Origin of the sequence: Massilia sp. LXY-6 (assembly GCF_051233485.1) — a bacterium.
In the GTDB taxonomy this organism is placed as follows: domain Bacteria; phylum Pseudomonadota; class Gammaproteobacteria; order Burkholderiales; family Burkholderiaceae_D; genus Telluria.
This window is the reverse complement of the sequence record NZ_JBKFGF010000001.1, coordinates 210,176-237,137: the sequence shown is the minus strand read 5'-3', so window position 1 is coordinate 237,137 and position 26,962 is coordinate 210,176. Positions and strand designations below refer to the sequence as shown.

Here is a 26,962-nt window from a genome sequence, read left to right as displayed (position 1 = left end):
CGCATCGCCGTCGAGAGCGCCGAGGGAAGCGGGACCCGCGTCCTGCTCGGCCTGGAAGCGCGGCAAGCCGTGGAATTTCACGAAAACTTCGCCAATTCTTGATTTGAAAGCTAGCACATGAAAAAAGTCCTCATCCTCGGCGTCAACGGCTTCATCGGCCACCACCTGTCCAAGCGCATCCTCGAGACCACCGACTGGGAAGTCTACGGCATGGACATGAGCACGGACCGCATCACGGAACTGCTCGACCATCCTCGCATGCACTTCTTCGAAGGCGACATCACGATCAACAAGGAATGGGTCGAGTACCACGTCAAGAAGTGCGACGTGATCCTGCCGCTGGTGGCGATCGCGACCCCGTCGACCTATGTGCAGCAACCGCTGCGCGTGTTCGAACTCGACTTCGAAGCCAACCTGCCGATCGTGCGCTCGGCCGCCAAGTATAAAAAACACCTGGTGTTCCCGTCGACCTCGGAAGTCTACGGCATGTGCCACGACGACGAGTTCGATCCGGAGAACTCGGAACTGGTCTACGGCCCGATCAACAAGCCGCGCTGGATCTACGCCTGTTCGAAGCAGCTGATGGACCGCGTGATCTGGGGCTACGGGATGGAAGGCCTGAACTTCACCCTGTTCCGCCCGTTCAACTGGGTCGGCGCCGGACTGGACTCGATCCACACCCCGAAGGAAGGGTCGTCGCGCGTGCTGACCCAGTTCTTCGGCCACATCGTGCGTGGCGAACCGATCTCGCTGGTCGATGGCGGCGCGCAGAAGCGTGCCTTCACCTACATCGACGACGGCATCGAAGCGCTCATGAAGATCATCGAGAACAAGGACGGCAAGGCGAGCGGCCAGATCTACAATATCGGCAACCCGGCCAACAACTATTCGATCCGCGACCTGGCCGGCATGATGCTTGAGCTGGCGGCCGAGTATCCGGAATACGCGGCCGGCGCGCAGAAGGTGCAGATCGTCGAGACCAGCTCGGGCGCCTACTACGGCACCGGCTACCAGGACGTGCAGAACCGCGTGCCGAAGATCGAGAACACCCGGAACGACCTGGGCTGGGCGCCGACCACCAACATGGCCGATGCCCTGCGCCACATCTTCGACGCCTACCGCGGCCAGGTCGGCGCTGCCCAGGCACTGATGGACTAAGGGCGTATCTTGGCTCAGTTGGCTCCCCCGCTGCTCGTCCTCAAGATCGACGTCGACACCTACCGCGGCACTTTGGAAGGCGTGCCGAACCTGGTGCGCATGCTGACCCGCCACGCGGCCGGCGCGAGCTTCCTGTTTTCGCTCGGGCCCGACCATACCGGCCGGGCGATGCGGCGCGCGCTGCGTCCGGGCTTCTTCCAGAAGGTCTCGCGCACTTCGGTGGTCGAGCACTACGGCATCAAGACCCTGATGTACGGCGTGCTGCTGCCCGGTCCGGATATCGGCGTGAAGGCTGCGGCCGAGATGCGCGCGGCGCGCGACGCCGGCTTCGAATGCGGCATCCACACCTGGGACCACGTGCTGTGGCAGGACAATGTCCGCGGCAAGGACGCCGGCTGGACCGACAGCATGATGAAGAAGAGCGAGCAGCGCTACGCCCAGGTGTTCGGCGAAGCGCCGCATACCCATGGCGCGGCCGGCTGGCAGATGAACGTGCACGCCTTCGCGCGCCACGATGCGCAGGGCTATGCCTATGCCTCGGACGGCCGCGCGATGCTGCTCGATGACGGCGCGCTGCAGGATCCGCAGGCCGGCCCCTACCGCTTCACGGGCATGCGCCATGTCCAGATGCCGACCACCCTGCCCACCCTCGACGAGCTGCTGGGGCGCGAGATCGGCGGCACCGAGCTCACCACGGAAAACATCGCCGCCCACCTGCTCAAGCTGACGGCCGAGAACAGGCGCGACCATGTGTACACCTTACACGCGGAACTTGAAGGGCAGAAACTCGCCCCCATCTTCGAGCAGCTATTGTCAGGCTGGAAAGCACAAGGCTACCAGCTTGCCTCGATGGCGGACTATTATGAGAAGATAAAACATGCTCCGCTGCCCGAATATCCGGTGCAGTGGGGAGAACTACCCGGCCGGTCAGGCGAGCTGATCGTGCTCGATACCAAAATTTGAGGGCGGCTTTCGTACCGCACTTGCTGTTCCGACAGGAGAACCCCGTGGCCGAAAGCCCATCCGCAGCACCGACCGAACCCTCGGCCAACACGCAGTTGACGAACTTCAGCGCCGCCATGACCGGCGACCAGACCTTCGAGCTGAACGGTCGCCCCGCCAAGTACACGGTGCTGTATTTCTATCCGAAGGACAACACTCCCGGCTGCACGACGGAAGCCATGGCCTTCCGCGACCACCACGACGAGTTCGCCGCGCTGGGCACCGCCATCTATGGCCTCAGCCGCGACTCGCTGCGCTCCCACGAAAGCTTCAAGGCCAAGCTCGGCCTGCCCTTCGAACTCATCTCGGACCCGGAGGAAGCGGTCTGCAATCAGTTCGATGTCATGAAGATGAAAAACATGTACGGTAAGAAGGTACGTGGGGTCGAGCGCAGTACGTTTGTCATTGACGCTAACGGCAAAGTGGTGAAAGAATGGCGTGGCGTGAAAGTCAATGATCACGTCGATGAAGTGCTGGAATTTCTGAAGAGCCAGCCCTGAACGGATGGCTCCGGTTTATTAACCTGATGCCCTGCGTTTGCCTATTTTGAGTCCCAGTTTTACCTCAACGCATCATTCCAATCTGGCCGCCGGTCCCGCTCCCGTTGAGGAGTGGCCGCGGCCGCGCAGCTCCCCCCACAGTTGCATCTGTCCGGCCCGGCGGCACCTGTCCGCACGGCGCATTTTTTCGACTTCACCACGATTGAGAACCTGATGCCACTACCGAAACTACCAAGCAAGCCAGCCACTATACTGCTGGCAAAAGATTATCCTAAAGCCGAACCCGGCAAATCGCCTGTCCGCGCAACCGCGAAGGCGGAGAACGACCCCGTTGAAGATCTGGTGAGCGGCCCGGCCGTCCCGGCCAAGACCACCCGTGCCCGCAAGTCGAAGGCAGCGCTGCTGGCCGAGGCGCCGGCGCGCGAGGAAACGCCGCCGGCGGCACCGGCCACGCTGCCCGCTCCAGCCCGCGAAGACAAGCGTGGCAAAAACGGCGCGGCCGCCAAGCTGCGCGAGACCGACATGAACGAGCCGCATCCGGCCAAGCACAAGCCGGTCGAGGTCAATGTCAAGTCCTCGGCCAGCCGCAAGGCCGACAGCGCCGGCGTGACCAAGATGTTCGTGCTCGACACGAACGTGCTGATGCACGACCCGACCTCGCTGTTCCGCTTCGAGGAGCACGACGTCTACCTGCCCATGATGACGCTCGAGGAGCTCGACAACCACAAGAAGGGCATGTCGGAAGTCGCGCGCAACGCACGCCAGGTATCGCGCACGCTGGACGCCCTGATCGCCAACACCGACGACGACGCCATCGAGACCGGCATCCCGCTGGCCAAGCTGGGCAACAAGGATGCGCGCGGCCGCCTCTACTTCCAGACCCGCCTGAACGCCGCCAGCCTGCCGGAAGGCCTGCCCGCGGGCAAGGCCGACAACCAGATCCTGGGCGTGGTGCGCGCGCTCGAGGCGGACCAGTCGGGCCGCGCGATCGTGCTGGTGTCGAAAGACATCAACATGCGCATCAAGGCGCGCGCCCTGGGCCTGGCCGCCGAGGACTACTTCAACGACCACGTGCTGGAAGATACCGACCTGCTGTACTCGGGCATCGTCCAGCTGCCGGACGACTTCTGGACCAAGCACGGCAAGAACATGGAGTCGTGGCAGGAGATCAAGGGCGGCAACTCGGCCACCTTCTACCGCGTCACGGGTCCCTTCATCGCCTCGCTGATGGTCAACCAGTTCGTGTTCTTCGAACCGAAGAACGGCGAAGCGCCCTTCTACGGGCAGGTCAAGCAGATCAACGGCAAGACCGCCGTGTTCCAGACCCTGCGCGATTATAGCCACAACAAGAACAATGTGTGGGGCATCACGGCGCGCAACCGCGAGCAGAACTTCGCGCTGAATCTGCTGATGAATCCGGAAGTCGACTTCGTCACCCTGCTCGGCCAGGCCGGCACCGGCAAGACCCTGCTGGCGCTGGCGGCGGGCCTGGCCCAGGTGCTGGAGACCAAGGTCTACAACGAGATCATCGTCACCCGCGTCACGGTGCCGGTGGGCGAGGACATCGGCTTCCTGCCGGGTACCGAGGAAGAAAAGATGTCGCCCTGGATGGGCGCCTTCGACGACAACCTCGAAGTGCTGATGAAGGGCGAAGGCGACGCCGGCGACTGGGGCCGCGCCGCGACCCAGGACCTGATCCGTTCGCGCATCAAGATCAAGTCGCTGAACTTCATGCGCGGCCGCACCTTCGTGAACAAGTTCCTGATCATCGACGAGGCCCAGAACCTGACGCCCAAGCAGATGAAGACCCTGGTCACGCGCGCCGGCCCGGGCACCAAGATCCTCTGCCTCGGCAATATCGCCCAGATCGACACGCCTTACCTCACCGAGGGCTCGAGCGGCCTGACCTACGTGGTCGACCGCTTCAAGGGCTGGAGCCACGGCGGCCACGTGACCCTGGCGCGCGGCGAGCGTTCGCGCCTGGCCGACCACGCCAGCGACGTGCTGTAAGCCACAAGCCGGTCTGCGACAAAGCCTGCGATCCCGGAAGGGACGCGGGCTTTTTTTATGCCAAAACCAGGGGACGCCATGACATAATCGGCAGCAACAAGAAGACGGCATAGCCGGGAAACCATGATGACATTCCGATTCTGGGGCGTGCGGAGGTCGATTCCGTCCCCCGGGCCGCGCACCGTGCGCTACGGCGGCAACACCACCTGCATCGAAGTGAGGACCGGCGGCGGCACCCTGATCGTCCTCGACGCCGGCACCGGACTGTATCCGCTGGCGCAGGACCTGATGGCCAGGCGCGCTCTAGGGGGCGGCGACATCGACGCCAACATCTTCATCACCCACAGCCACTGGGACCACATCCACGGCCTGCCCTTCTTCACCCCGCTGTTCGTGAAGGGCAGCCGGGTCTGCCTGCATGGCGCCCACGATCCGGTGCGCGGCAAGGGCATCGAGCACGTGATGGGCGTGCAGCTGCAGAACAGCTACTTCCCGGTGGGCGAAGAGTGCATGGACGCCACCATCGACTACCGCACGCTGCGGATCGGCGAGCCGCACCAGCTCGGCGACGCGCGCATCGACAACGTGCTGATGAACCATCCGGTCACCAACCTCGGCTACCGCATCTCCTGCGCGGGCAAGTCGCTGTTCTTCACCGGCGACCACGAGCCCTTCCACAACCCGCATCCGGCCGGCCATCCCGAACATGAGGCGCTGGCACGCGAGATCGCGCGGCGCCAGCACGAGATCGACGCCGCCATGGCGGGCGTGGACGCCCTAATCGCCGACTGCACGAACACGGTCCAGGAATACCCGACCAGGCAGGGCTGGGGCCACGGCACCTTCGACGCCGCGCTGGAGATGGCGCTGCGGGCCGGTGCGAAGGCGCTGTATTGCACCCACCACGAACCGGCCCGCGGCGACGACGAGCTGGAAGCCGTGTTTGCCGACGCCCTCGCCCGCTTCGAGGGCCGGCTCGGCGATCTGCGCGTGGCGCTGGCCTACGAAGGCATGCAGGTCGCCTTGTAGGCCGGCACCTTGCTGCTTCAATCGTTGGCGTTCTGGACGAACACCGCCGTGGTGCGCGCCGGGATGCCGAAGCTGCCGCTGGCGGCGTCGAACGACGACGCCTTCACCACCTCGTCGCTGCCGTTGCGCTGGATGCGGTGCAGTTGCAGCTTGCGCCCCTTCAGTTCCGGCACGGCGATCGTCTTCGCGGCCTTGTCGACGTTGAACACCACCACGACGCTCTTGTACTGCGCGCCGGCGTAGTTGCCCGGGTCGTTGCCGCTGATGCTCATCACGATCACGCCCGGCACCTGGTCGGGGCCGACGTTATGGAACTTCAGGCGCTCGATCACATCCTGGGCGGTGCGCAGGCGGAACAGGCTCGTATCCTTGCGGATCGCCAGCAGGTCTTCGAAGGCGGCCTTGGCGGACAGGATGGCACGGGTGTCGGGCTTGATCAGCGGGTTGCTGAGAATCGGCGCCATGATGCCCCAGTTGTCCTGGTTCGGCCCCGCCATCGGCAGGCCCACGCCGAAGTTGTTCGACGCGTAGCTGTAGTCCAGGCGGTTGAACCAGTCGCCGGCGTTGTAGCTGTCGCGGTCGAGCGACTTCGAACGCAGGATCTCCTGGCCGGCATGGATGAAGGGCACGCCCTGCGACAGCAGCACGATCGACGCGCCCAGGTTCTGCACGCGCACGCGGTCCGCCAGCGAGGTCGATTGCGGCAGGCGGAAGGCGTTGATGTCGAACAGGGTCTGGTTGTCGTGGGCCTCGATGTAGTTGATGACCTCGGACGGGCTGGCGGCGAAGCCCGCCTGCTGGCCGAAGTAATCGATCTGGGCGTTGCTGCGCAGGGAGCCGAAGCGGTCGGTGAAGCGGTAGTCGCGCAGCGTACCCGAGAGTGCCACGCGCACCATGTCGGCCAGGCGCAGCGCGTCATCACGATATTGATTCGCGCGGCTCTGGTTGGATTCGTTCGGGTCGTACCAGACGCCGTTGATGAAGCCTTGCTGGGTGATCAGGGCGCTGCCGCCGTCGCAGCAGCCGCCGCCGCGTACCGCATCGCGCATGCGGTCGTTGAACGAACCGATGCCGGTGCCGGCCATATTCGCCTGGCGCGCCTGCAGGAAGCGGGCGTCGTTGGCGACGTTGCCGAAGTTCCAGGCTTCGCCGTACAGGTAGATGTCGCGGCCGGCGGCCTGGTTCACCGACGCCTGCAGGCGTTTCAACAGGTCGAGCGGGGTGAAGCCCATGATGTCGAAGCGGAAGCTATCGACCTTGTATTGCCTGGCCCACAGCGAGACCGAGTCGATCATCAGCTTGCCCATCATCGTGTTTTCCTGGGCGGTGTCGGCGCAGCAGCTGTCGTTCAGGATGCTGCCGTTCGCGCCCAGCCGGTAGTAATACGCCGGCACGATGCGGTCCAGCACCGACAGCGGTCCCTGCTGCGACTGGCTGGTGTGGTTGTAGACCACGTCCATGGTCACGCGCAGGCCGGTGTCGTGCAGGCCCTGGACCATCGCGCGGAACTCGCGCACGCGCGCGGCGCCGTCGTTGGCGTTGGTGGCATAGCTGCCCTCCGGCGCGTTGTAGTGGACCGGATCGTAGCCCCAGTTGAAGCAGTCGCTATCCTGGCTGGCTGCGACCGCGGCCTGCTGGGCACTGGAGTCGGCGGCGGCGTTCGGGATGGAAGGCAGAACGCAGCCGGTCTCGTTCACGCTGGCGAAGTCGAAGCTGGGCAGCAGGTGGACGTGGGACAGGCCAGCCTTCTGCAGCGACTTCAGGTGGCGCATCGGGTTCGCATCCACGTCGGTGAAGGCCAGGTACTTGCCGCGGTGCGCGGCCGGGACCGTCGTGTCCTGCGCCGAGAAATCGCGGATGTGCAGCTCGTACAGCGCGATGTCGGTGGGCGCATCCAGCTTCGGGATGCGCTGGTCGTCCCAGCCGGCCGGTTTCAGTGCCGGGCTGTCGAGGTTGGCCACGAACGAACGCGTGCTGTTCGCGTTCAGGCTGAGCGAATACGGGTCGGTGACGGTGTTCGTCACCAGCGCATTGTTCGCCCAGCGCGACAGCACCTGCACGGTATAGGTGTAGTAAGCCCGGTTGGTCCAGCCGGCGTCCGGCGCCGTGTAGGTCCATACGCCGCTGGCTGCGTCCTTCGTCATCGGATACGCGGCGGCGGCGGCCGAGTTGGCATCGCGGTAGACGTTCAGTACCACCGACTTCGCGGTCGGCGCCCACACGCGGAAGGTCGGCACGCCCTGGGCGTTGAAGCTGACCCCGAGCTGGGCCTGGGCCGCGCTGGCCGCGAACACGTCGTCCAGCATGCCGGCCATCTGCAGCGAGGTGACTTGCACCAGGTTGCCGGCGCCATCGTACTGGGCGATGGCGAACTGGCCGGTGGCCAGCTGGGCCACCCTGGCGGCGTCCGTATCCGACAGGCGCAGGCCGGTGGCGCCCGCCAGGTGCGGATACTTGCGGCGGGTTTCGTCGGGCAGCGGCGCCGCGCTCAGGGTAAAGCGGCCGTCCGCGCCGGCCAGGCCGGTGGCGGCATCGGGGGTGGCGGCCAGGCCGCCGTTCACGGCATAGAACAGTTTATAGCCGGCGCCGGTAGCGGGCACGCCCGGCCAGGCCAGCGTGTTCGCGGACAGCCAGTGCGCGCTGGCGAAGGCCAGGCTGTCGTAGCTGAGGGCCGGCTGGCTGCCGTAGACGGTGCAGTCGCCTTCCAGCATCCAGATTTCCTGGCCCTTGCTGGCGATGTCGGCGTTCAGGTCGGTATGCTGGTCGGCGCCGCAGTTCTTGTTGCCGTTGCCATCGGTGACCAGGAACGAGATCGCGCTCTTGCCTGCTGCCAGCGGGATGTCGACCCAGCCACCAAAGGCATCGGTACCGGTGAACATGAAGCGGTCGGTGATCCACGCCGAGCTCGGCTTTTGCGGGCCATCCCAGGAATACACGCCCCACTGGTCAGTGTCGTGCTGGACCCGGTGGAAGTGCATGCGGATGCTGCCCGGTGCGACCGGCGCGGCGGACCCGCTGGGCGCCTGGGCCAGCAGGCGGGTGCCGGAGGCAGTGCCCTGCTGGACATCCCCGGCGCCGCATCCCGCCAATAGTGCGGAAATGCAAACGGCTGCGGTAAAGCGCAGCCGTGAAGCCAAACTACGTCTGTTGAACATGTCGTCCCCTTTGTTGTTATCGGCGGCATGGCGCCCTATGTAATATTACTACTACAGATAGCAAAAAAGTAAGGGAACGCTGTTGCGTGGCGTGCACACGTAAAAAAGGCGGGATTCGCCTCCCGCCTTCTCATCCGTGCTTGTGCCTGCTTAGAGGATGTGGGTACCGATCCACCAGGCGATCGCCGCCATGAAGGCCGAGGCCGGGATCGTGAAGACCCATGCCCACACGATGTTGCCGGCCACGCCCCAGCGCACCGCCGAGGCCTTCTGGGCCGAGCCGACGCCGACGATGGCGCCGGTGATGGTATGGGTGGTCGAGACCGGTACGCCGATCGAGCTGGCCAGGAACAGGGTGATCGCGCCGCCGGATTCGGCGCAGAAGCCGCCCACCGGTTTCAGCTTGGTGATCTTCTGACCCATGGTCTTGACGATGCGCCAGCCGCCGAACAGGGTGCCCAGCGAGATCGCCGTGTAGCAGGAAATGATGACCCACAGCGGCGGGGTGGCGTCGGTGGTCTGCGCAGCGCCGGCCGCGATCAGCAGCATCCAAATGATGCCGATGGTCTTCTGGGCGTCGTTGCCGCCGTGGCCCAGGCTGTAGGCCGCGGCCGACGCCAGCTGCAGGCGGCGGAACCAGGTGTCGACCTTGCGCGGCGGGGTCTTCACGAAGATCCAGGACACGGCCAGCATCACCAGCGAGCCGAGCAGGAAGCCCAGCAGCGGCGACAGGATGATCCAGGTAACGGTCTTCAGCAGGCCGCCGCCGACCAGGGCGCCGGTGCCCGACTTGGCCACGGCTGCGCCCACCAGGCCGCCGATCAGGGCGTGCGAGGACGAGGACGGGATGCCGTAGTACCAGGTGACCACGTTCCAGACGATCGCACCGACCAGCGCGCCGAAAATCACGTATTGGTCGACGATGGCCGGATCGATCGTGCCCTTGCCCACCGTCGAGGCGACGTGCACGCCGACGGTGAAGATGGCGACGAAGTTGAACACCGCGGACATCGCGACCGCGGTCTGGGGCTTCAGCACCCCGGTCGACACCACCGTCGCGATCGCGTTGGCGGCGTCGTGAAAGCCATTCATGAAGTCGAAGACCAGCGCTAAAAGGACGAGCAGGCCCAGCACATAGATGCTGATATGAAGAGAATTCATATTATTTTTATTATTCCGGGCTTACGCGTTTTCGACGATGATGCCTTCGATGATATTGGCGACGTCCTCGCAGCGGTCGGTGACGGTTTCCAGGATCTCGTAGATCGCCTTCATCTTGATCAGGTTGCGCACGTCCGGTTCGTCGCGGAACAGCTTGGACATGGCGGCGCGCATCACGTGGTCGGCGTCCGATTCCAGGCGGTCGATCTCTTCGCAGATCGCGACCATCTTCTGGGCGTTATCCATGTTGTGCAGCATGCCGACGGCCTGCTGGACCTTTTCGCAGCAGGCCAAGCACAGCTCGGCCAGGCGCTTGGCTTCCGGCGTCACGGCGTGCAGGTCGTACAGCGAGATGGTCTGGGCGGCGTCCTCCATCATGTCGAGGATGTCGTCCATGCGCGTGATCAGCTTGTGGATGTCGTCGCGGTCGATCGGGGTGATGAAGGTCTTGTGCAGCAGGTCGACGCACGCGTAGGTGATCTTGTCCGCCTGTTTTTCGAGGGTCTCCACGGCGTGGGTGCGGTTTTCCAGGTCGTCGAAATTGGTCATCAGGCCGACCATTTCCTGCGCACCCTTCACGCACAATGCTGCGTGTTGGTTGAACAGGTCGAAAAATTTGCCCTCCGTGGGCATCAGGCGTCCAAACATATGGTTCTCCGTTGTAAATCTCTTGGAACTTCTTTTTAAAAGGCCCGCGCAGGGGTCAGAGTCCGGTTTTGCTTTTAAAGGGACTCTGACCCCGGTGTTCAGCCCGGAACTCGGGTGTCAAACAGCGCGGCGATAATGTATCGGCTTAATCGCCCTGGTAAATACTGAGGCTGCCGCTGTAATTGCCGAACTTGGTATACATGCCCATCCAGGTCAGGCGTATGGCCCCGATCGGGCCGTTACGCTGTTTGCCGATGATGATCTCGGCGGTACCTTTATCGGGCGAATCCGGGTTGTACACTTCATCGCGGTACAGGAAGATGATGACGTCCGCGTCCTGCTCGATAGCGCCCGATTCGCGCAGGTCGGACATGACCGGCCGCTTGTTCGGGCGTTGTTCCAGCGATCGGTTCAGCTGGGACAGCGCGATCACCGGACAGCCAAGCTCCTTGGCCAGGCCCTTCAGGCTACGCGAGATCTCGGAGATCTCCGACGCACGGTTATCGCCGGGCTTGGAACCCTGCATCAGCTGCAGGTAGTCGACGATGATCAGGCCGAGCTTGCCACATTGCCGCGCCAGGCGGCGCGCGCGGGCGCGCATCTCGATCGGATTCAGCGCCGGCGTCTCGTCGATGAAGATCTGGGCGTCGTTCATCTTCTGGATCGCATGCGTCAGGCGCGGCCAGTCCTCGTCGATCAGCTTGCCGGTACGCAGGCGGTGCTGGTCGAGCTGGCCGATCGAGCCCAGCATACGCATCGCCAGCTGGGTGCCGCCCATCTCCATCGAGAAGATCGCGACCGGCAGGCCGGCCTCGACCGCCACGGCCTCGCCGATGTTGACCGAGAACGCGGTCTTGCCCATCGACGGACGGCCGGCGACGATCACCAGGTCGCCCGGCTGCAGGCCGGAAGTCATCTTGTCGAGGTCGATGAAGCCGGTCGGGACGCCGGTGATCTCGCCCTGGTTTTCGCGGCTGTAGAGTTCGTCGATGCGCTCCACCACCTGGGTCAGCAGCGGCTGCACCGGCAGCCAGCCCTGGGCGCCGCGGGCGCCCTGCTCGGCGATCGCGAAGATCCTCGATTCGGCTTCGTCGAGGATCTGCTTGACCTCGGCGCCCTGCGGATTGAAGGCCTTGGCCGACACTTCGTCGGCCACGGTGATGAGCTGGCGCAGCACGCCACGGTCGCGCACGATCTCGGCGTAACGGCGGATGTTGGCGGCGGACGGCGTGTTCTGCGCCATCGCGTTGAGGTACTGCAGCCCGCCCACTTCCTCGGCCTTGCCGAGCTGGACGAGCGACTCGTAGACGGTGATCACGTCGGCAGGCTTGCCGGCATTGATCAGGCGGACCATCTGTTCGAAGATGATCCGGTGGTCGTAGCGGTAGAAGTCCTCCGCATGCATGAAGTCGGCAATACGGTCCCACGCCGCATTATCGCGCAGCAGCCCGCCGATGACGGACTGTTCTGCTTCGATGGAATGCGGGGGGATGCGGAGCGACTCGATCTGCGGGTCTGCTGGGGTGTTCATGGCCGACATTATACCTTTTCCGCATCGCCGGCTGAAATGATTGGTGATTTTCCGGGCATAAAAAAAGCCGGGAGAACCCGGCTTTTTCTCATTCTGGCAACATAAGTCGCCGGAATTATTTAGGCAGCTTCGCCCACGACAGCCACGGTGACGTCGACGACGACGTCGGTGTGCAGCGCGACGGCAACCGGGTGCTCGCCGGTGGTCTTCAGCGGGCCGGTCGGCATGCGGACGTTGGCCTTTTCGACGGCGAAACCTTGCTTGCTCAGGGCTTCAGCGATGTCGAAGTTGGTCACGGAACCGAACAGACGGCCATCCACGCCAGCTTTCTGGGCGATGGTGATGGTCATGCCGCTCAGCTTCTCGCCCTGGCCTTGTGCGGCTGCCAGCTTCTCGGCGGCTGCCTTTTCCAGTTCGGCGCGCTTGACTTCGAACTCGGCCACGGCCGACTCGGTAGCACGGCGGGCTTTCTTTTGCGGGATCAGGAAGTTACGTGCGTAACCGTCCTTGACCTTGACCACGTCGCCCAGGTTGCCGACGTTGACGACTTTTTCCAGCAGGATGACTTGCATATTATTCTCCAGTATACGTGTCGTGACCGACGATTAAGCGTTGTGCAGGTCGGTGTACGGCAGCAGGGCCAGGTAGCGAGCGCGCTTGATGGCGGTGTCCACTTGGCGCTGGTAGTGCGCCTTGGTACCGGTCAGGCGTGCCGGCATGATCTTGCCGTTTTCCTGGACGAAATCCTTCAGGGTGTCGACGTCTTTGTAATCGACCTGTTCCACGTTTGCAGCGGTGAAGCGGCAGAATTTCTTGCGCTTGAACAGCGGGTTCTGCTGTTTGCGCTTCAGTTTTTCCTTGGCTTTGTTTTTGTCGAACTTTTTACCGAATGCCATTTGAGGCTCCTGTATGTAATCTAAATGAAATCAATGATGTGAAACACCAGGGCTTTGCTGTTGCGGTTCTTGCGAGCAAGGAATCCCTTGAACCTGTACGACGCTCCCAGTTCGGCGTCGGCGAATCGGCCCGAAATATCTCCCGCGGCAAGCGCGGAAATCTCGAACTCGACCTGCCTCGCGATCCCCGCCTCGGTCTGCTGCGACCCGTGCTGCAGGGTGCCGCTGACGATGGGGATGCCGGCCGGGGTGTAGCGCAGGGTATCGCGTTCCGCGATGCTTGCGACCAGCAACAGCTCGTTCACTGCCCGTGCGCGCTTCTTTCCGCGCTTTTATTCAAATGAATTAAGCGGCGGCGGCCGGGGCAGCTGCCTGCTCGGCGCGGTGGCTCTTGGCTGCGTCTTCGCGCTGTACCGACTTCATCATCGGCGACGGTGCGGTTTCGGCCTTCTTCATCTTGACGGTCAGATGACGCAGCACGGCATCATTGAATTTGAATGCGGTTTCCAGCTCGACCAGGGTCTCGTTGTCGCACTCGATGTTCATGCAGATGTAGTGTGCCTTCGGCAGCTTCTGGATCTGGTAAGCCATTTGACGGCGGCCCCAGTCTTCGACGCGGTGGATGTTACCGCCGCGCGAGGTGACGGTGGTCTTGTAGCGCTCGATCATCGCCGGGACCTGCTCGCTCTGGTCCGGGTGGACGATAAACACGATTTCATAATGACGCATGCAACACTCCTTAAGGACGTTTAAACAAATGCCCACCTCGGCGTCAAGACGAGTGTGGGAAGGGAAAGCCCGACATTATAACCGTAAAAACGTCAAGAGCTCAATCGCCGTGTGCGGTCTTCCAGGCATCGCCGTGACCGCAAGGCAAAAAAAACCGGCGAAACGCACGGATTCCCCTTGCGCCCGGCGCAATACTGTACAAAAATACAGGGTATCGAGTCCGACCCGGACACCGCCCACCTACGCACAGCTCACTACGCACACGATCCTCACCATGCTTAAGCTCACCGCACGGCAAGAACAGATTCTCAACCTGATCAAGGAAGCCATCGACAACACCGGCTTTCCGCCGACCCGCGCCGAAATCGCCCAGGAGCTTGGCTTCCGCTCGGCCAACGCGGCCGAAGAACACCTGCAAGCCCTGGCGCGCAAGGGTGCGATCGAAATTTCGCCGGGCACCTCGCGCGGCATCCGCCTGGTCGGCAACACCACGCCCGACGCCGCCGCGCTGCCGGCCGTGCCGGCTGCCCTGCTGATGTCGCTGCCGCTGGTCGGCCGCGTCGCCGCGGGTTCGCCGATCCTGGCCCAGGAACACGTCGAAGCAAGCTACTCGGTCGACCCGGCCATGTTTTCAAGCAAGCCGGACTTCCTGCTGAAGGTCAAGGGCTGGTCGATGCGCGACGCCGGCATCTGCGACGGGGACTTCCTGGCTGTCAAGAAAGTGGATTCGGCCAAGAACGGGCAGATCGTGGTTGCCCGCATCGGCGACGAAGTCACCGTCAAGCGCTACCGCAAGAACGGCGGCACCATCGAACTGCTGCCGGAAAACCCGGACTTCTCCGTCATCACGATCGACCCGCAGAACGACGAGTTCGCGCTCGAAGGCCTGGCCGTCGGCCTGCTGCGCTCCTGGCACTAAGCCTGCAGGCGATACGCCGGCCCGGCGGGAAACCGGGACGGCGACACGTCAATTGTTGACGCGGTTGTTGCGCCGATTCTCGCGCTCGCGCTCGCGTTCCAGGGTCGGCGTGCTCTTCACGATATCGTTGTGCTCCCTGACCCAGGCGTCGGTGGCGTCCCGCCACACGGCAAAGTCGGCCAGCACCAGCTTGGACTTGACCTGCGCGCTCTCGGTCAGGTTCGTATATACCTCGGCCAAGCGCTTTTCCGCGCGCTCCATCTCCGGCTTGTTGATCAGTTTCGCCACATCGGCAGGAATCCGCTTGGTCAGCGGCGATGCCTCGTTCAGGGCACGCGCCTGGGCGTTATAGCATTCCTGCCACTTCGCCATATTCGCCGACACCCGGTCGATCTCGTCGTTCTGCTTGGAGACGGCGGGGAAACGCGGCGCCGGGCAGCGGTACTGGCCGCTCTGCAGGTCCGAGCCGTCGTAGCGGTCGACCCAGTAATCGATGTCGGCACGGCGTTCGACCCGCTTGCGCATCAGCTCCAGCGACGCGATGGCAACGGGATTCCCCTTCGCCGCGGCCTTGCGGAACCAGGCCTCGGCCCTGGCCTCGTCGACGCTGCCGGCTTCTCCATACCAGTACATTTCGCCCAGGTGCTGCTGGGCCTCGACATTGCCGGCGCCGGCCAGCCTGGTATAGCGCTGCAGGGCGTCCGGATAATCCTTCTTGGCAAACGCCGCGTTGGCGCTTGCGAGCTCGTCAGCGGCGCAACTTCCCGCCAACAGCATGCTCAGGCAAAAAACGACAGTCTTCACGTGCGATCGATCTATGCAGTTGAGTAATGGCACATCATATCGCCAGAACCGGCATGTGCCAATTACTCAACTGTAACGGCATTTCAGTGATTTGCCGGATTCCCGCCGGTGGGCGCGTTGGCAAGCGACTGATTCGACTCGTACACCCGGCGCAGGCCAGTCATCATCTCCAGCTTGTTGCGCGCGCTTGCCTCGTCCGCCTTCTTGTTGGTTTCGGCAACATAGGTATTGGTCGCATTGGTCCAGGCGTCGCGCCGGGCCAGGATGGCAGTCGCGTTGTCGGCCATCGCGCGTGCCACGCTGGCGAATACCTGGTCCAGATGCGACTGGGTCTGCTCGATTTCTGCCGGCGTCATCATGTCGACCACATCCTTGGGCACATGTTTCAGTACCGGCGTCAGGCCCTGCAGATTTGCAACCGCAGCGTTGTAGCATTCCTGCCAGGTTGCCACCTTGTCTGCTACCTTTTTGATGTCGGAATTCGTTTTCGAGACGACGGGAATATCCGGCGTGGCGCAGGCGTATTTACCTGAAGTCAGGTCTTCGCCTTTATATTCCTTCATCCAATAAACGATTTCATTGCCGCGCGTCTCGCGGCGTTTCAGCGCTTGCAGCGATTCGGCGGCATCCTTGTTGCCGGCCGTCGCCGATTTCTGGAACCATGCGGCGGCTTTCTTCAGATCGGGGGACGTACCATCACCAAACCAGTACATTTCCCCAAGTCGGAATTGTGCTTCCGCATTTCCTGCTTCGGCAAGCCGGGCATACATCGGCAAGGCCCGCCCATAATCCTTAGCATTCAGCAATTTATTTGCTTCATTCAGATCGTCGGCGAATACGACACCGGAAATCAGCATCAAGGATACGCACAATAATTTTTTCATCTGAATCTCCACGTGTTGGGCCATGAAGATTCATACTATGCAGAGATCGCTATAAACTCAAGCGATCCTGCATAAGCGCCGATTTATACCGATGCAGATAAGGCTTCACCGAAATCGCGCAGCAAATCCTGCGTATCCTCGATTCCGACCGACACCCGGATCAGCGACTCGGCGATGCCCATGCTGGCGCGGCGCTCGGCTCCCATCTCGAAGAAGATCGTGTGCGCGACCGGGATCACCAGCGTGCGCGTGTCGCCCAGGTTGCTGGCCGGGATCGCGATCTGCAGGCGGTTCAGGTAGTCGAAGCAGTCGATGCCGTCCTTCAGTTCGAAGCTGAACAGCGAGCCGTAGGCGCGGAACAGCTCGGTCGCCAGGCCGTGCTGCGGGTGCGAGGCCAGCCCCGGGTAGTGGACGGCGGCAACGCGCTGGTCGGCTTCCAGCATCTGCGCGAGGGCCAATGCGTTGGCACAGGTGCGGTCCATGCGCAAGGCCAGGGTCTCGGCGCCGACCGCGATGTGGTGGGCGGCTTCCGGAGCCAGCGAAGCGCCGAAGTCGCGCAGCGATTTGGCGCGCAGCTGGGCCATGCCCTGCGCCTTGGCCGGCTGCTTGCGGAAGTTCGGCGCGATGTTCGGATAAGCGCTCCAGTCGAACAGGCCGGTGTCGGTAAGGGCGCCGCCGAGCGCCATGCCATGGCCGCCGATCGACTTGGTCAGCGAATTGACGACCAGGCCCGCGTCAACCGCTTTCGGGCGGAACAGCCAGGGCGTGGTCATGGTGTTGTCGACCACGTAGAGGATGCCGCGCGCGCGGCACAACTCGCCGATGCGCGCCAGGTCGGCGATCTGGGTGCGCGGGTTGGCGATGGTCTCGACGAACACCAGGCGCGTGTTCTCCCGCAGCGCGGCTTCGACGTTGGCGACATCGGTGGCATCGACGAACGACACCTCGGTGCCCTGCCCCGCCACCGTGTTCCACAGGCTGTTGGTGTTCCCGAACAGGAACGACGACGACACCACATGGTCGCCTTCCTTCAACAGGGCCTGCGCCAGGGCGCCGATCGCCGCCATGCCGGTGGCGAAGCACAGCGTGGCCACGCCATCTTCCATCTTGGTGATCTTGTCTTCCAGCGCCGACACGGTCGGGTTGCCCTGGCGGCCGTAGCGGAAGCCCGGCTCCTTGCCCTGGAAGACCGAGGCAAGCTGGCGCGCGTCGCCGTAGCCGAAGGCCACCGAGGTATGGATGGGCTTGTGCAGCGAGCCCTGCTCGATGGTCTTGCGGCGGTCGTTGTGGAGGATGGTGGTGGTGAAACCGTAGTTATTCGTGTCGCTCATGATCGTATCGTACAAATGAAAACGGGCGCCAGGGCGCCCGATCGGTGGTTATTCTGCCGCTACCGGAGGATTCAGGTTCAGCTGGGTGCGCACCAGGTCCTCGGACGACTTGCCCGAGCTCTTGTGGCGATGGTTCTCGAGCCTGTCCAGGTATTCCGGGGTAATGTCGCCGGTAATGTAGACGCCGTCGAAGCACGAGGCTTCCACGCTGGTCAGGGCCGGATTCACGTCCATGATCGACTTCTTCAGCGCCTCGATGTCCTGGTAGACCAGGCGGTCGGCCGTGATCTCGCGGCAGACTTCCTCGACCGTGCGGCCGTGGGCGATCAGCTCGTCGCGGGTCGGCATGTCGATGCCGTACACGTTCGGGTACAGCACCGGCGGCGCGGCCGAGGCGAAGAACACCTTGCGCGCACCCGCTTCGCGCGCCATCTGCACGATCTCGCGGCTGGTGGTGCCGCGCACGATCGAATCGTCGACCAGCAGCACGTTCTTGTCCTTGAATTCGGAGGCGATCGCATTGAGCTTCTGGCGCACCGATTTCTTGCGCATGCCCTGGCCCGGCATGATGAAGGTGCGGCCGATGTAGCGGTTCTTGATGAAGCCTTCGCGGTACTCGACGCCGAGCTTCAGCGCCAGCTGGATCGCGGCCGGGCGCGAGGAGTCCGGGATCGGCATCACGACGTCGATGTCCTCGACCGGGATCTCCTGGCGGATCTTGTCGGCCAGGTATTCGCCCATGCGCAGGCGGGTCGCGTAGACCGAGGCGCCGTCGATGACGGAGTCCGGGCGCGCCAGGTAGACGTATTCGAAGGCGCAAGGGTTCAGCGAAGGATTCTCGGCGCACTGGCGCGAATGCATCTGGCTGGTGTCGTCGATGAAGACCGCCTCGCCCGGCGCGATGTCGCGCACGAAGCGGAAGCCCAAGCCTTCGAGCGCCACCGATTCGCTGGCGACCAGGTATTCCGGGCCGTTCTCGGTTTCGTTCACGCCCAGGCACAGCGGGCGGATACCGAACGGATCGCGGAAGGCCAGCAGGCCGTGGCCGGCGATCTGGGCGATGACGGCATAGGCGCCGCGCACGCGCTTGTGCACCATGGCCACGGCCTTGAAAATCGCTTCCTGGTCGAGCATGTAGCCGTTGGCGGCGGTCTGGATCTCGTGCGCCAGCACGTTCAGCAGCACTTCCGAGTCGGAGCCGGTGTTCACGTGACGGCGGTCGATGCGGAACAACTCGTCCTTGAGCTGGGCCTGGTTGGTCAGGTTGCCGTTGTGCGCCAGCGTGATGCCGAACGGTGCGTTGACGTAGAACGGCTGCGCTTCCTCTTCGCTGGACGAACCGGCGGTCGGGTAGCGGCAGTGGCCGATGCCGGAATTACCCATCAGCGAGCGCATGTTACGGGTGCGGAACACGTCGCGCACGAGGCCATTGGCCTTGTACATCGAGAACATGCTGCTGTGATTGGTTGCGATACCCGCTGCGTCCTGGCCGCGATGCTGCAGCAGCAGCAATGCGTCATACAGCAACTGGTTGACGGGGGCTTGCGAGACGACGCCGACGATGCCACACATGGTGCGCTCCTAAACAGCTTTAGCTAAAAGTGAAAAATTCAAAACTGCACATGCTGCGCGAAGGCAGCGGGCAAGAAAGGCTTGACTGTGCGCGCCCCGGTCTCCGCCATGGGAGAAAGCAACGCGTCTTTCCAGAAAGCCTGTTGGGGGATGGAAGTCATCCCACACAATATGACGCCGGCCAGCACGATTACAACACCCCGGCCCAGTCCGAACAGACCGCCGAGTCCGCGGTCGGCCAGCGACAGGCCGGTCGCCTCGATCAGCGCGCCGATCGCCAGGGCCAGCAGACCCATCAGTACACGTACGCCGAGGAACAGTGCGATGAAGGCAACGATCAGCCTGAGCGACTCGCCCGGAATCACGGATGGTAGCATGGGTGCCAGCTTCGCGCCGAAGGCGTTCGCCACCACGAAGGCGGCAACCCAGCCGGCCAGCGACAGGATTTCCTTCACCAGGCCGCGCATGGTGCTGATGATGACCGACGAGATCAGGACGAACAGGACGATGTAGTCGAAAATCGTCACGGCTCAGACAGGGGTCACGAAGCCCGACAGGCCGATACGGCCCAGCTTGGCACGCACTTTGTCGGCCTCGTCCTTGTTCAGGGGGCCGACCTTTACCTTGATCAGTTCGCCGGCCTTTTCGGTATGCGAGCTGATGCCCGCGCCGCGCAGCCTGGCCTGCAGCTCGGCAGCCTTTTCCAGGCTCGACAGCGCGGCGACCTGCAGCACGAATTTCTGCGAACCCGACTCGGCCTGCTTCTCCTTCTCCGCCTTCTCGGCGGCCTTGCCTTCGAGAATGGCCAAGGCGCGCACATCGTCGTGCGGCTTGGCGGGCTTGTCCTCGGTCTTCGGCTTGGCGGGCTTGTCGACCAGCCTGGTCTCGGCCTTCTCGGCCTTGTGCTCGGGCTTGGCGGCTTCCTTGTGCTCGGGCTTGGCGGCTTCCTTGTGCTCGGGCTTGACGGCTTCCTTGTGCTCGGCCTTGGGTTCCGGCTTGTGTTCGGGTTTTGGCTCGGGCCTGGGTTCGGCCTTGGCCTTGGGCGGCTCGGGCTTGCGTTCGGGCTTCGGCAGGTCGGGCGGGCTCTGCGGCTTGGCGGCGGCCACCAGGGCCGGGGCCTTGGCCACCGGCGGCGCCTGCATGACCTCTTCGCCCTTGTCGACGCTGTCCTCGGCCGCCACGGCCTTGCCGCCCGTGGACGCCTGGGCGGCCGGCACGGACGACGGATCGGCCGGCACCGGCAGCGGTGCGGCCTTGTCCTTGGACGGGATCTGGATCGCGATGTCGCCGGCGAGCGGCTTGGGCTGCGAATCGAGCAGCATCGGCAGGCCGACGGCGGCCGCCAGCGCCAGCGCGATTGCCCCCACCAGGCGGCGCCGTGCGCGCTTCTTCTCGGGCAGCATGGGGTCGTTGCCGGTGCCGCGTCCGCGCGTGCTGCCGGCCACGGCACCCGCGCTCGAGGCACGTTTGGAGCGAGCGCGTTCGCCGAGTGCGGCGTCGTCGTCCTTGCTGTAGAAACGGCCGCTGTCCTCGGCAGCGCGGCCTTGCTTGTTTTTACCGAAGAACGAGAACAAGCCCATGCGTTGTCAGGTCAATGAAGAGAGGATTTACGGGCCGCCATCACGCCGGCCACGGTGTAGAACGAACCAAAGACCACTATTCTATCATCCTGTCCGGCCCGGCTAGTTGCGTCCTGGAAGGCCGCACCCGGATCGGCGAAGGTTTTTACCGAAAACTCGTCCGGCTTGGCCCCGGCCGGCATCGATGCTTCCAGCTTGGCGGCCAGCGCGAGCGGGTCGGCCGAGCGTGGCGACGGCAAGGCCGTCACGCACCAGTGGTCGACGTAGGGCGCCAGGTGTTCGATGACGGCGTCGATGTCCTTGTCCTGCATGATGCCGAACACCGCATACGTGAAGCGGTGGAAGCCCATATTGCCCAGGTTCTGGGCCAGGGCCGCCGCCGCGTGCGGGTTGTGGGCCACGTCCAGCACCGTGGTCGGACGGCCCGCCAGCACCTGGAAGCGGCCCGGCAGCTCGACCATGGCGAGACCGGCGCGCACTTCCTGGGCGCCCACCGGCAGCCGCAGGCGCAGGCTTTCCAGCGCGGCCAGCGCGGCCGCGGCGTTCAGCAACTGGTTCGCGCCGCGCAGGGCCGGATAGGCCAGCGAATTGCGGCGCTGCGAACGGCCGCCGTAGGCCCACTGCTGCTTGTCGCCCTGGTAATTGAAGTCGCGGCCGATCAGCCACAGGTCGGCGCCGATGTCTTCAGCGTGCTTGATCAGCGATTGCGGTGGCTGCGGATCGCTGCAGATCGCCGGCTTGCCGGGCCTGAAGATGCCGGCCTTCTCGAAACCGATCTCTTCGCGCGTGTCGCCTAGGTAGTCCTTGTGGTCGATGTCGATGCTGGTCACGATCGAGACGTCGGCGTCGATGACGTTGACGGCATCGAGGCGCCCGCCGAGGCCCACTTCGAGGATCGCGACGTCGATCTCGCTGTTGGCCAGCAGGTACGCGATGGCCAGCGTGGTGAACTCGAAATAGGTCAGGTCGATATCGCCGCGCGCGCTTTCCACCACCTCGAAGGCGGACACCAGGGCTTCGTCGCTGGCCATCTCGCCATTGATGCGGGCGCGCTCGTTAAAGTCGAGGAAGTGCGGCTTGATGTACAGGCCGGTACGGTAGCCGCTCTGCAGCAGCATGGCTTCCAGCATGGCGCAGGTCGAACCCTTGCCGTTGGTGCCGGCGACCATGATCACGGGGCAGGAGAAGGCGAGTTTCAAGCGATCCTTGACGGCGCGCACGCGGTCCAGGCCCATGTCGATATGGGTTTCGGCATGGCGCGACTCGAACAGTGCCAGCCAGTCGGGCAAGGAGGTCGGGAGGTTTTGCATGGGGGATATCCGGATGTGCCCGAAGGCGCGGGCGGCCGGCAGCCCTGGAACAGCCGCCGGCCGCGCCGATGGAAATGATCAGGCGATGACGTCGGCCGGCTGGCTTTGCAGCAGGGCCAGCAGGCGCGCGATTTCTTCGCGCATCTTGCGGCGGTCGACGATCATGTCGACGGCACCTTTCTGGACCAGGAACTCGGCGCGCTGGAAGCCTTCCGGCAGCTTTTCGCGCACGGTGTTCTCGATCACGCGCGGGCCGGCGAAGCCGATCAGGGCTTTCGGTTCGGCGATCACGACGTCGCCCATGAAGGCGAACGAGGCCGACACGCCGCCCATGGTCGGGTCGGTCAGCACGCTGATGAACGGCAGCTTCTTCTCGGAGAGCTTGGTCAGCATCGCAGTCGTCTTGGCCATCTGCAACAGCGACAGCAGGCCTTCCTGCATGCGCGCGCCGCCGGTGGCGGTAATGCAGACGAAGGGCACTTTCTGCTCCAGCGCCACCTGGGCGCCGCGCGCGAAACGCTCGCCGACCACGGAACCCATCGAGCCGCCCATGAATTCGAATTCGAAACAGGCGACGACCACCGGCAGGCTCATGATCGAGCCGCCCTGCACGATCAGCGCATCGGTTTCGCCGGTCGCGTCCATGGCCTGCTTGAGACGGTCGGGATACTTCTTGCTGTCCTTGAACTTCAGGGTATCGACCGGCAGCGCGTCCTGGCCGATCTCATAGCGGCCACCTTCGTCCAGCAGCGCGTCGAGGCGCGCGCGCGCGCGGATACGCATGTGGTGGCTGCATTTCGGGCAGACGTGCAGGTTCGATTCGAGGTCGGTCCGGTACAGCACCGATTCGCACGACGGGCACTTGACCCACAGGCCCTCGGGCATGGTCTGTTTTTTGGCGGCATCGGAGCGCTGGATCCGGGGGGGCAGCAGTTTTTCCAACCAACTCATGTGTTCTCCTTTGCGGCAATCAGAATTTGCGCGTAGTGTACCGATTCAAGTTCGGCTTGTCGAATTCTTGCTGGTAAGACCTTGGCTTTTAAATAAGCCTGAATAATTCGACAAGTTCGAAGTGCAAGCTCATGAATTCGAGGTCCCCGTGCAACTCGTACCGTGGCAGGCACGCGATGTGCACCTTCTGGATGGAGGCTCCTTTCAGAGCGTCGCGACGATTTTTTCGGCCAGGTAATGCGCTGCCTTGCGCCACTCGACCTCGATCGACTTCGGGTTGTCGTGCAACTGCGTCCAGGTCGTCGTTTGCATCGGGCTGGCGATGGACGGCAGCATGCGCTCGCTTTCCTTCCACAGCACCTTGCCCGCGCTATCGGTCATCGTCGCTTCCATCTGCATGACCGGCACGACATTCGAGCTCAGCAGATGAGTTACACCAAAGCCGTACTGCGTCACCGACACGCTAATGACCGGCAAGGCCGCACTGCTATCGGGAGCGAGCGCCACTTTGCCGGAATCGCGTAGCACCTTTTCGAACTCGTCGCGCACGATCGCATCGACCGACACGGCATTCTTGTCGAGGAAAGCGGCAAACGCTTTCTGGTTGTCGTCGACGGTGCCGGACGCGGCAAGACCACCGACGGCGCCGAACATCAAGCCGACGTTCGCTCCGCTCGGCGCCAGCAGGAACAGCTGCCCCTTCTGGACCGCCGGGGCGATCGCGACCGTCCTGGCGCGCGCACGATCGGCTTCACTGAGCCGCTGGGTCGAAGCGCAGCCGGACAACATCAGGGCTGCAACGAGGAATATGCCAAGGCGGATCGATTTCATGGTGTCCTTCGAGGGTTGATTAATAAACTTGCAAAAAAGCCATGTTACCGGTTTATTAAGGCAAAAAACTCTCGAAAAACCACGTTGTACGCAGCGTGCGGAACAATGAAAACCGGGGCGCACGGCCCCGGTCGAGATACTACGGCATGCGCCCGCTTATCGAGCGTCGAGCGCGCTGCGGATACCGGCCACGAACGCCCGCACCGCTTCCGGCCCCTGTTCCTTCGACGTGTTCTCCAGCTCCTGGATGATGCGGCTGCCGATCACCACCGCGTCGGCCACCGCCGCCACCGACTTCGCCGTCTCGGCATCGCGGATCCCGAAGCCGACGCCGATCGGCAGCTTGACGTGTTCGCGGATCGCCGCCACGCGGCGCGCCACGTCGGCCGTGTCGATGCCGCCGGCGCCGGTCACGCCCTTCAATGAAACGTAGTAGCTGAAGCCGCTGCCGTGGCGCGCCACCTGCTTCACGCGCTCCACCGTCGAGGTCGGGGCCAGCAGGAAGATGAGGTCGAGGTCGTTCGCCTTCATCTCGGCGGCGAAGGCTTCGCACTCCTCGGGCGGATAGTCGACCACGATGGCGCCGTCGGCGCCCGCGGCTCTCGCGCGGCGGATGAACTCCGAAGGCCCCATGCGCTCGATCGGATTGGCGTAGCCCATCAGGACCACCGGCGTGTGCTGGTTGGTCTTGCGGAATTCGGCGACGTAGTGGAAGACGTCGGTCATGCTGATGCCGAAGGCCAGCGCGCGCTCGCAGGCGCGCTGGATGACCGGGCCTTCCGCCATCGGGTCGGAGAACGGGACCCCGAGTTCCAGCACGTCGGCGCCGCCCGCCACCAGGGCGTGCATGATCGGGACGGTGAGCTCGGGGCCGGGGTCGCCGGCCGTGACGAAGGTGACGAGGCCGGTCTTGCCCTGCTGTTTCAGGGCCTTGAAAGTGGGTGCTATCCTGGACATGTGTGCTCTCTTGTTCTTGTCTGATCAACCGAAATTCAGGCCGGCGCGCTGCGCCACGGTGTGCATGTCCTTGTCGCCGCGGCCGGACAGGTTCACCAGGATGATCTGGTCGGCGGGCAGCGTAGGCGCCAGCTTGGCCGCGTATGCGATCGCGTGCGAGGATTCCAGCGCCGGGATGATGCCCTCGATGCGGCAGCAGTCGTGGAAGGCCTGCAGCGCTTCCTCGTCGGTGATTGACACGTACTGCGCGCGCTCGATGTCCTTCAGCCAGGCGTGCTCGGGGCCGACGCCGGGGTAGTCGAGGCCGGCCGACACCGAATGGGTCTCGATGATCTGGCCGTTCGCATCCTGCAACAGGTAGGTGCGGTTGCCGTGCAGGACGCCGGGGAAGCCGGCGCTCAGGGACGCCGCGTGCTTGCCGGAGTCGAGGCCCTCGCCCGCCGCCTCGACGCCGACCAGCTTCACGCCGGCTTCGTCGATGTAGGGATAGAAGATGCCCATCGCGTTCGAACCGCCGCCGATGCAGGCGACCACGTAGTCCGGCTGGCGGCCGGTCATCTGCGGCATCTGCACGCGGCATTCCTCGCCGATCACGGACTGGAAGTCGCGCACCATCATCGGGTACGGGTGCGGGCCCGCCACCGTGCCGATGATGTAGAAGGTGTTCTCGATATTCGTGACCCAGTCGCGCATCGCTTCGTTCAGCGCGTCCTTCAGGGTCTTGGAACCGCTTTCGACAGGGACCACGGTCGCGCCCAGCAGCTTCATGCGGTAGACGTTCTGGGCCTGGCGCTTGACGTCCTCGGCACCCATGTAGACCACGCATTCGAGGCCGAAGCGCGCGCAGATGGTGGCCGTCGCCACGCCGTGCTGGCCGGCGCCGGTCTCGGCGATGATGCGCGGCTTGCCCATGCGCCTGGCGAGCAGGGCCTGGCCGATCACGTTGTTGATCTTGTGCGCGCCGGTGTGGTTCAGGTCTTCGCGCTTGAAGAAAATTTGCGCGCCGCCGCCCTGCTGCGACCAGCGCTTGGCGTGGTAGACGGGCGACGGGCGGCCGACGAAGTGCGCCAGCTCGTAGCGGTACTCTTCCAGGAATTCCGGATCCTGGCTGTAGCGCGCATACGCTTCGTTGAGCTCGGCCAGGGCATGGCTGAGGGTCTCGGCGACGAAGCTGCCGCCGTAGGGGCCGAAGTGGCCGGAGGCGTCCGGCAACTGGTAATCGGGGGTCTTGAACAGGGCGGACTTGCCGCCGTCAGGGATGTCTTTCATGGTGTGGCTCGCTGGTATCGGGTGATGCATCGGCAGCCCGCACCGCGTCGATGAACGCGGCAATCTTACGGGCATCCTTGATCCCCTTGCTTTCCTCGACACCACTGCTGATGTCGACCGCAAAGGGGCGTACGCGCATCACCGCGCTAGTCACGTTTTGCACGCTCAAGCCACCACTCAAAACGACCCGAGGCGCGAGCTCTTTTGGAATAAGAGACCAATCGAAGACCTTTCCTGCGCCGCCGTAGGCGTCGACCCAGGTGTCGAGCAGGAGGCCCGAGAACCAGGGGCTGGCGGCGCGGTATTGAGCTTCCGATTCTATCAAATCCACGGCCGTGGTGTCGGGTTTGACGCGGCAGGCCCGCACGAAAGGCCGTTTCACCACGGCCGCGATAGCCGCGCACTGTTCCATGGTCTCGTCGCCGTGGAACTGCAGCAGCGCGATCGGGCCGGCCTCGACGGCCTCCTGGACCTGCAATACGGTCGCGTTGACGAACAGGGCCACGCCGCTGACGTAGGGCGGCAGTGCCGGCGCCAGGTCCGCGAATTGTTCGGGCGAGATGTAGCGCGGGCTCTTCGGATAAAACACGAAGCCGAGGGCGTCGGCGCCGGCGTCGACTGCCGCGCGCAGGTCCTGTTCGCGGGTGATGCCGCAGATTTTGATTCTGGTTCGTTGCATGTTCGTCGTAGGGGTCAGAGCCCAGTGTTGGTTTTAAAAGGGCTCTGACCCCGGAG

At 63.9% G+C, this 26,962-nt stretch carries 26 protein-coding genes; 6 read left to right on the top strand and 20 right to left on the bottom strand.

The window, feature by feature from the left end:
• Positions 1 to 117: 117 nt before the first annotated feature.
• The 5 genes from ACI48D_RS01020 to ACI48D_RS01000 all read left to right on the top strand — a co-directional run bounded on the left by ACI48D_RS01020 (position 118) and on the right by ACI48D_RS01000 (position 5,699).
• A complete protein-coding gene (locus tag ACI48D_RS01020; protein WP_435569341.1) occupies positions 118 to 1,158 on the top strand; it encodes a bifunctional UDP-4-keto-pentose/UDP-xylose synthase in 1,041 nt (346 codons plus the stop codon).
• 9 nt (positions 1,159 to 1,167) lie between these two features.
• Positions 1,168 to 2,121: a polysaccharide deacetylase family protein gene (locus tag ACI48D_RS01015; protein ID WP_435569340.1), complete on the top strand. Its 954-nt coding sequence runs from the start codon at positions 1,168 to 1,170 to the stop codon at positions 2,119 to 2,121.
• A gap of 44 nt (positions 2,122 to 2,165) precedes the next feature.
• Positions 2,166 to 2,660, top strand: coding sequence for a peroxiredoxin (locus tag ACI48D_RS01010; RefSeq protein WP_435569339.1), 495 nt, complete (start codon positions 2,166 to 2,168; stop codon positions 2,658 to 2,660).
• A gap of 213 nt (positions 2,661 to 2,873) precedes the next feature.
• Positions 2,874 to 4,670, top strand: a complete 1,797-nt coding sequence (locus tag ACI48D_RS01005; RefSeq protein ID WP_435569338.1) for a PhoH family protein — start codon at positions 2,874 to 2,876, stop codon at positions 4,668 to 4,670.
• A 126-nt stretch (positions 4,671 to 4,796) separates the two neighbouring features.
• Positions 4,797 to 5,699, top strand: coding sequence for an MBL fold metallo-hydrolase (locus ACI48D_RS01000; protein ID WP_435569348.1), 903 nt, complete (start codon positions 4,797 to 4,799; stop codon positions 5,697 to 5,699).
• A gap of 17 nt (positions 5,700 to 5,716) precedes the next feature.
• On the opposite strand, the gene pulA is transcribed toward ACI48D_RS01000, so the two are convergent.
• From pulA to rpsF, 8 genes are all read right to left on the bottom strand, one after another.
• Positions 5,717 to 8,854, bottom strand: a complete 3,138-nt coding sequence (gene pulA / locus ACI48D_RS00995) for a pullulanase-type alpha-1,6-glucosidase (RefSeq protein ID WP_435569337.1) — start codon at positions 8,852 to 8,854, stop codon at positions 5,717 to 5,719.
• Between the two features lie 150 nt (positions 8,855 to 9,004).
• Entirely contained in the window at positions 9,005 to 10,015 is a 1,011-nt protein-coding gene (locus ACI48D_RS00990; protein ID WP_435569336.1) for an inorganic phosphate transporter, read from the bottom strand.
• A 21-nt stretch (positions 10,016 to 10,036) separates the two neighbouring features.
• Positions 10,037 to 10,663, bottom strand: a complete 627-nt coding sequence (locus tag ACI48D_RS00985; protein ID WP_435569335.1) for a DUF47 domain-containing protein — start codon at positions 10,661 to 10,663, stop codon at positions 10,037 to 10,039.
• Positions 10,664 to 10,808: 145 nt separating this feature from the next.
• Complete coding sequence (locus tag ACI48D_RS00980; RefSeq protein WP_379768846.1) at positions 10,809 to 12,194, bottom strand: replicative DNA helicase; 1,386 nt, start codon at positions 12,192 to 12,194, stop codon at positions 10,809 to 10,811.
• A gap of 119 nt (positions 12,195 to 12,313) precedes the next feature.
• Positions 12,314 to 12,766, bottom strand: coding sequence for a 50S ribosomal protein L9 (gene rplI, locus ACI48D_RS00975; protein ID WP_435569334.1), 453 nt, complete (start codon positions 12,764 to 12,766; stop codon positions 12,314 to 12,316).
• A 33-nt stretch (positions 12,767 to 12,799) separates the two neighbouring features.
• Complete coding sequence (rpsR, locus tag ACI48D_RS00970; RefSeq protein WP_056332995.1) at positions 12,800 to 13,090, bottom strand: 30S ribosomal protein S18; 291 nt, start codon at positions 13,088 to 13,090, stop codon at positions 12,800 to 12,802.
• A 20-nt stretch (positions 13,091 to 13,110) separates the two neighbouring features.
• Positions 13,111 to 13,395: a primosomal replication protein N gene (priB, locus tag ACI48D_RS00965; RefSeq protein WP_435569333.1), complete on the bottom strand. Its 285-nt coding sequence runs from the start codon at positions 13,393 to 13,395 to the stop codon at positions 13,111 to 13,113.
• Between the two features lie 40 nt (positions 13,396 to 13,435).
• On the bottom strand, positions 13,436 to 13,819 hold the full coding sequence (gene rpsF / locus ACI48D_RS00960; protein ID WP_036232978.1) for a 30S ribosomal protein S6: 384 nt from the start codon (positions 13,817 to 13,819) through the stop codon (positions 13,436 to 13,438).
• 274 nt (positions 13,820 to 14,093) lie between these two features.
• On the opposite strand from rpsF, the gene lexA reads away from it, so the two are divergent.
• Positions 14,094 to 14,738 (top strand): transcriptional repressor LexA, encoded by a 645-nt coding sequence (gene lexA, locus ACI48D_RS00955; protein ID WP_435569332.1) that lies wholly within the window; start codon positions 14,094 to 14,096, stop codon positions 14,736 to 14,738.
• A gap of 48 nt (positions 14,739 to 14,786) precedes the next feature.
• On the opposite strand, the gene ACI48D_RS00950 is transcribed toward lexA, so the two are convergent.
• The 12 genes from ACI48D_RS00950 to ACI48D_RS00895 form a co-directional block, all read right to left on the bottom strand.
• Positions 14,787 to 15,542 carry a tetratricopeptide repeat protein gene (locus ACI48D_RS00950; RefSeq protein WP_435569331.1) on the bottom strand — a complete coding sequence of 252 codons (756 nt, stop codon included), beginning with the start codon at positions 15,540 to 15,542 and terminating at the stop codon, positions 14,787 to 14,789.
• 83 nt (positions 15,543 to 15,625) lie between these two features.
• On the bottom strand, positions 15,626 to 16,426 hold the full coding sequence (locus tag ACI48D_RS00945) for a tetratricopeptide repeat protein (protein WP_435569330.1): 801 nt from the start codon (positions 16,424 to 16,426) through the stop codon (positions 15,626 to 15,628).
• Positions 16,427 to 16,509: 83 nt separating this feature from the next.
• Positions 16,510 to 17,757, bottom strand: a complete 1,248-nt coding sequence (locus tag ACI48D_RS00940) for a cystathionine gamma-synthase family protein (RefSeq protein ID WP_435569329.1) — start codon at positions 17,755 to 17,757, stop codon at positions 16,510 to 16,512.
• A 48-nt stretch (positions 17,758 to 17,805) separates the two neighbouring features.
• Positions 17,806 to 19,329: an amidophosphoribosyltransferase gene (gene purF, locus ACI48D_RS00935; RefSeq protein ID WP_435569328.1), complete on the bottom strand. Its 1,524-nt coding sequence runs from the start codon at positions 19,327 to 19,329 to the stop codon at positions 17,806 to 17,808.
• A gap of 38 nt (positions 19,330 to 19,367) precedes the next feature.
• The gene (locus tag ACI48D_RS00930) at positions 19,368 to 19,856 is read right to left on the bottom strand and encodes a CvpA family protein (RefSeq protein WP_435569327.1); all 489 of its coding nucleotides are present in this window, start codon (positions 19,854 to 19,856) and stop codon (positions 19,368 to 19,370) included.
• A gap of 3 nt (positions 19,857 to 19,859) precedes the next feature.
• On the bottom strand, positions 19,860 to 20,909 hold the full coding sequence (locus ACI48D_RS00925) for an SPOR domain-containing protein (protein WP_435569326.1): 1,050 nt from the start codon (positions 20,907 to 20,909) through the stop codon (positions 19,860 to 19,862).
• Positions 20,910 to 20,920: 11 nt separating this feature from the next.
• Entirely contained in the window at positions 20,921 to 22,219 is a 1,299-nt protein-coding gene (gene folC, locus ACI48D_RS00920; protein WP_435569325.1) for a bifunctional tetrahydrofolate synthase/dihydrofolate synthase, read from the bottom strand.
• A 78-nt stretch (positions 22,220 to 22,297) separates the two neighbouring features.
• Positions 22,298 to 23,170 (bottom strand): acetyl-CoA carboxylase, carboxyltransferase subunit beta, encoded by an 873-nt coding sequence (accD, locus tag ACI48D_RS00915; RefSeq protein ID WP_435569324.1) that lies wholly within the window; start codon positions 23,168 to 23,170, stop codon positions 22,298 to 22,300.
• 204 nt (positions 23,171 to 23,374) lie between these two features.
• Complete coding sequence (locus tag ACI48D_RS00910) at positions 23,375 to 24,001, bottom strand: hypothetical protein (RefSeq protein WP_435569323.1); 627 nt, start codon at positions 23,999 to 24,001, stop codon at positions 23,375 to 23,377.
• A gap of 156 nt (positions 24,002 to 24,157) precedes the next feature.
• Positions 24,158 to 24,958 carry a tryptophan synthase subunit alpha gene (gene trpA, locus ACI48D_RS00905; RefSeq protein ID WP_435569322.1) on the bottom strand — a complete coding sequence of 267 codons (801 nt, stop codon included), beginning with the start codon at positions 24,956 to 24,958 and terminating at the stop codon, positions 24,158 to 24,160.
• Positions 24,959 to 24,982: 24 nt separating this feature from the next.
• On the bottom strand, positions 24,983 to 26,227 hold the full coding sequence (gene trpB / locus ACI48D_RS00900; RefSeq protein WP_435569321.1) for a tryptophan synthase subunit beta: 1,245 nt from the start codon (positions 26,225 to 26,227) through the stop codon (positions 24,983 to 24,985).
• On the bottom strand, positions 26,211 to 26,906 hold the full coding sequence (locus ACI48D_RS00895) for a phosphoribosylanthranilate isomerase (RefSeq protein ID WP_435569320.1): 696 nt from the start codon (positions 26,904 to 26,906) through the stop codon (positions 26,211 to 26,213). The genes trpB and ACI48D_RS00895 overlap by 17 nt, the downstream gene beginning before the upstream one ends.
• Between the last annotated feature and the right edge of the window lie 56 nt (positions 26,907 to 26,962).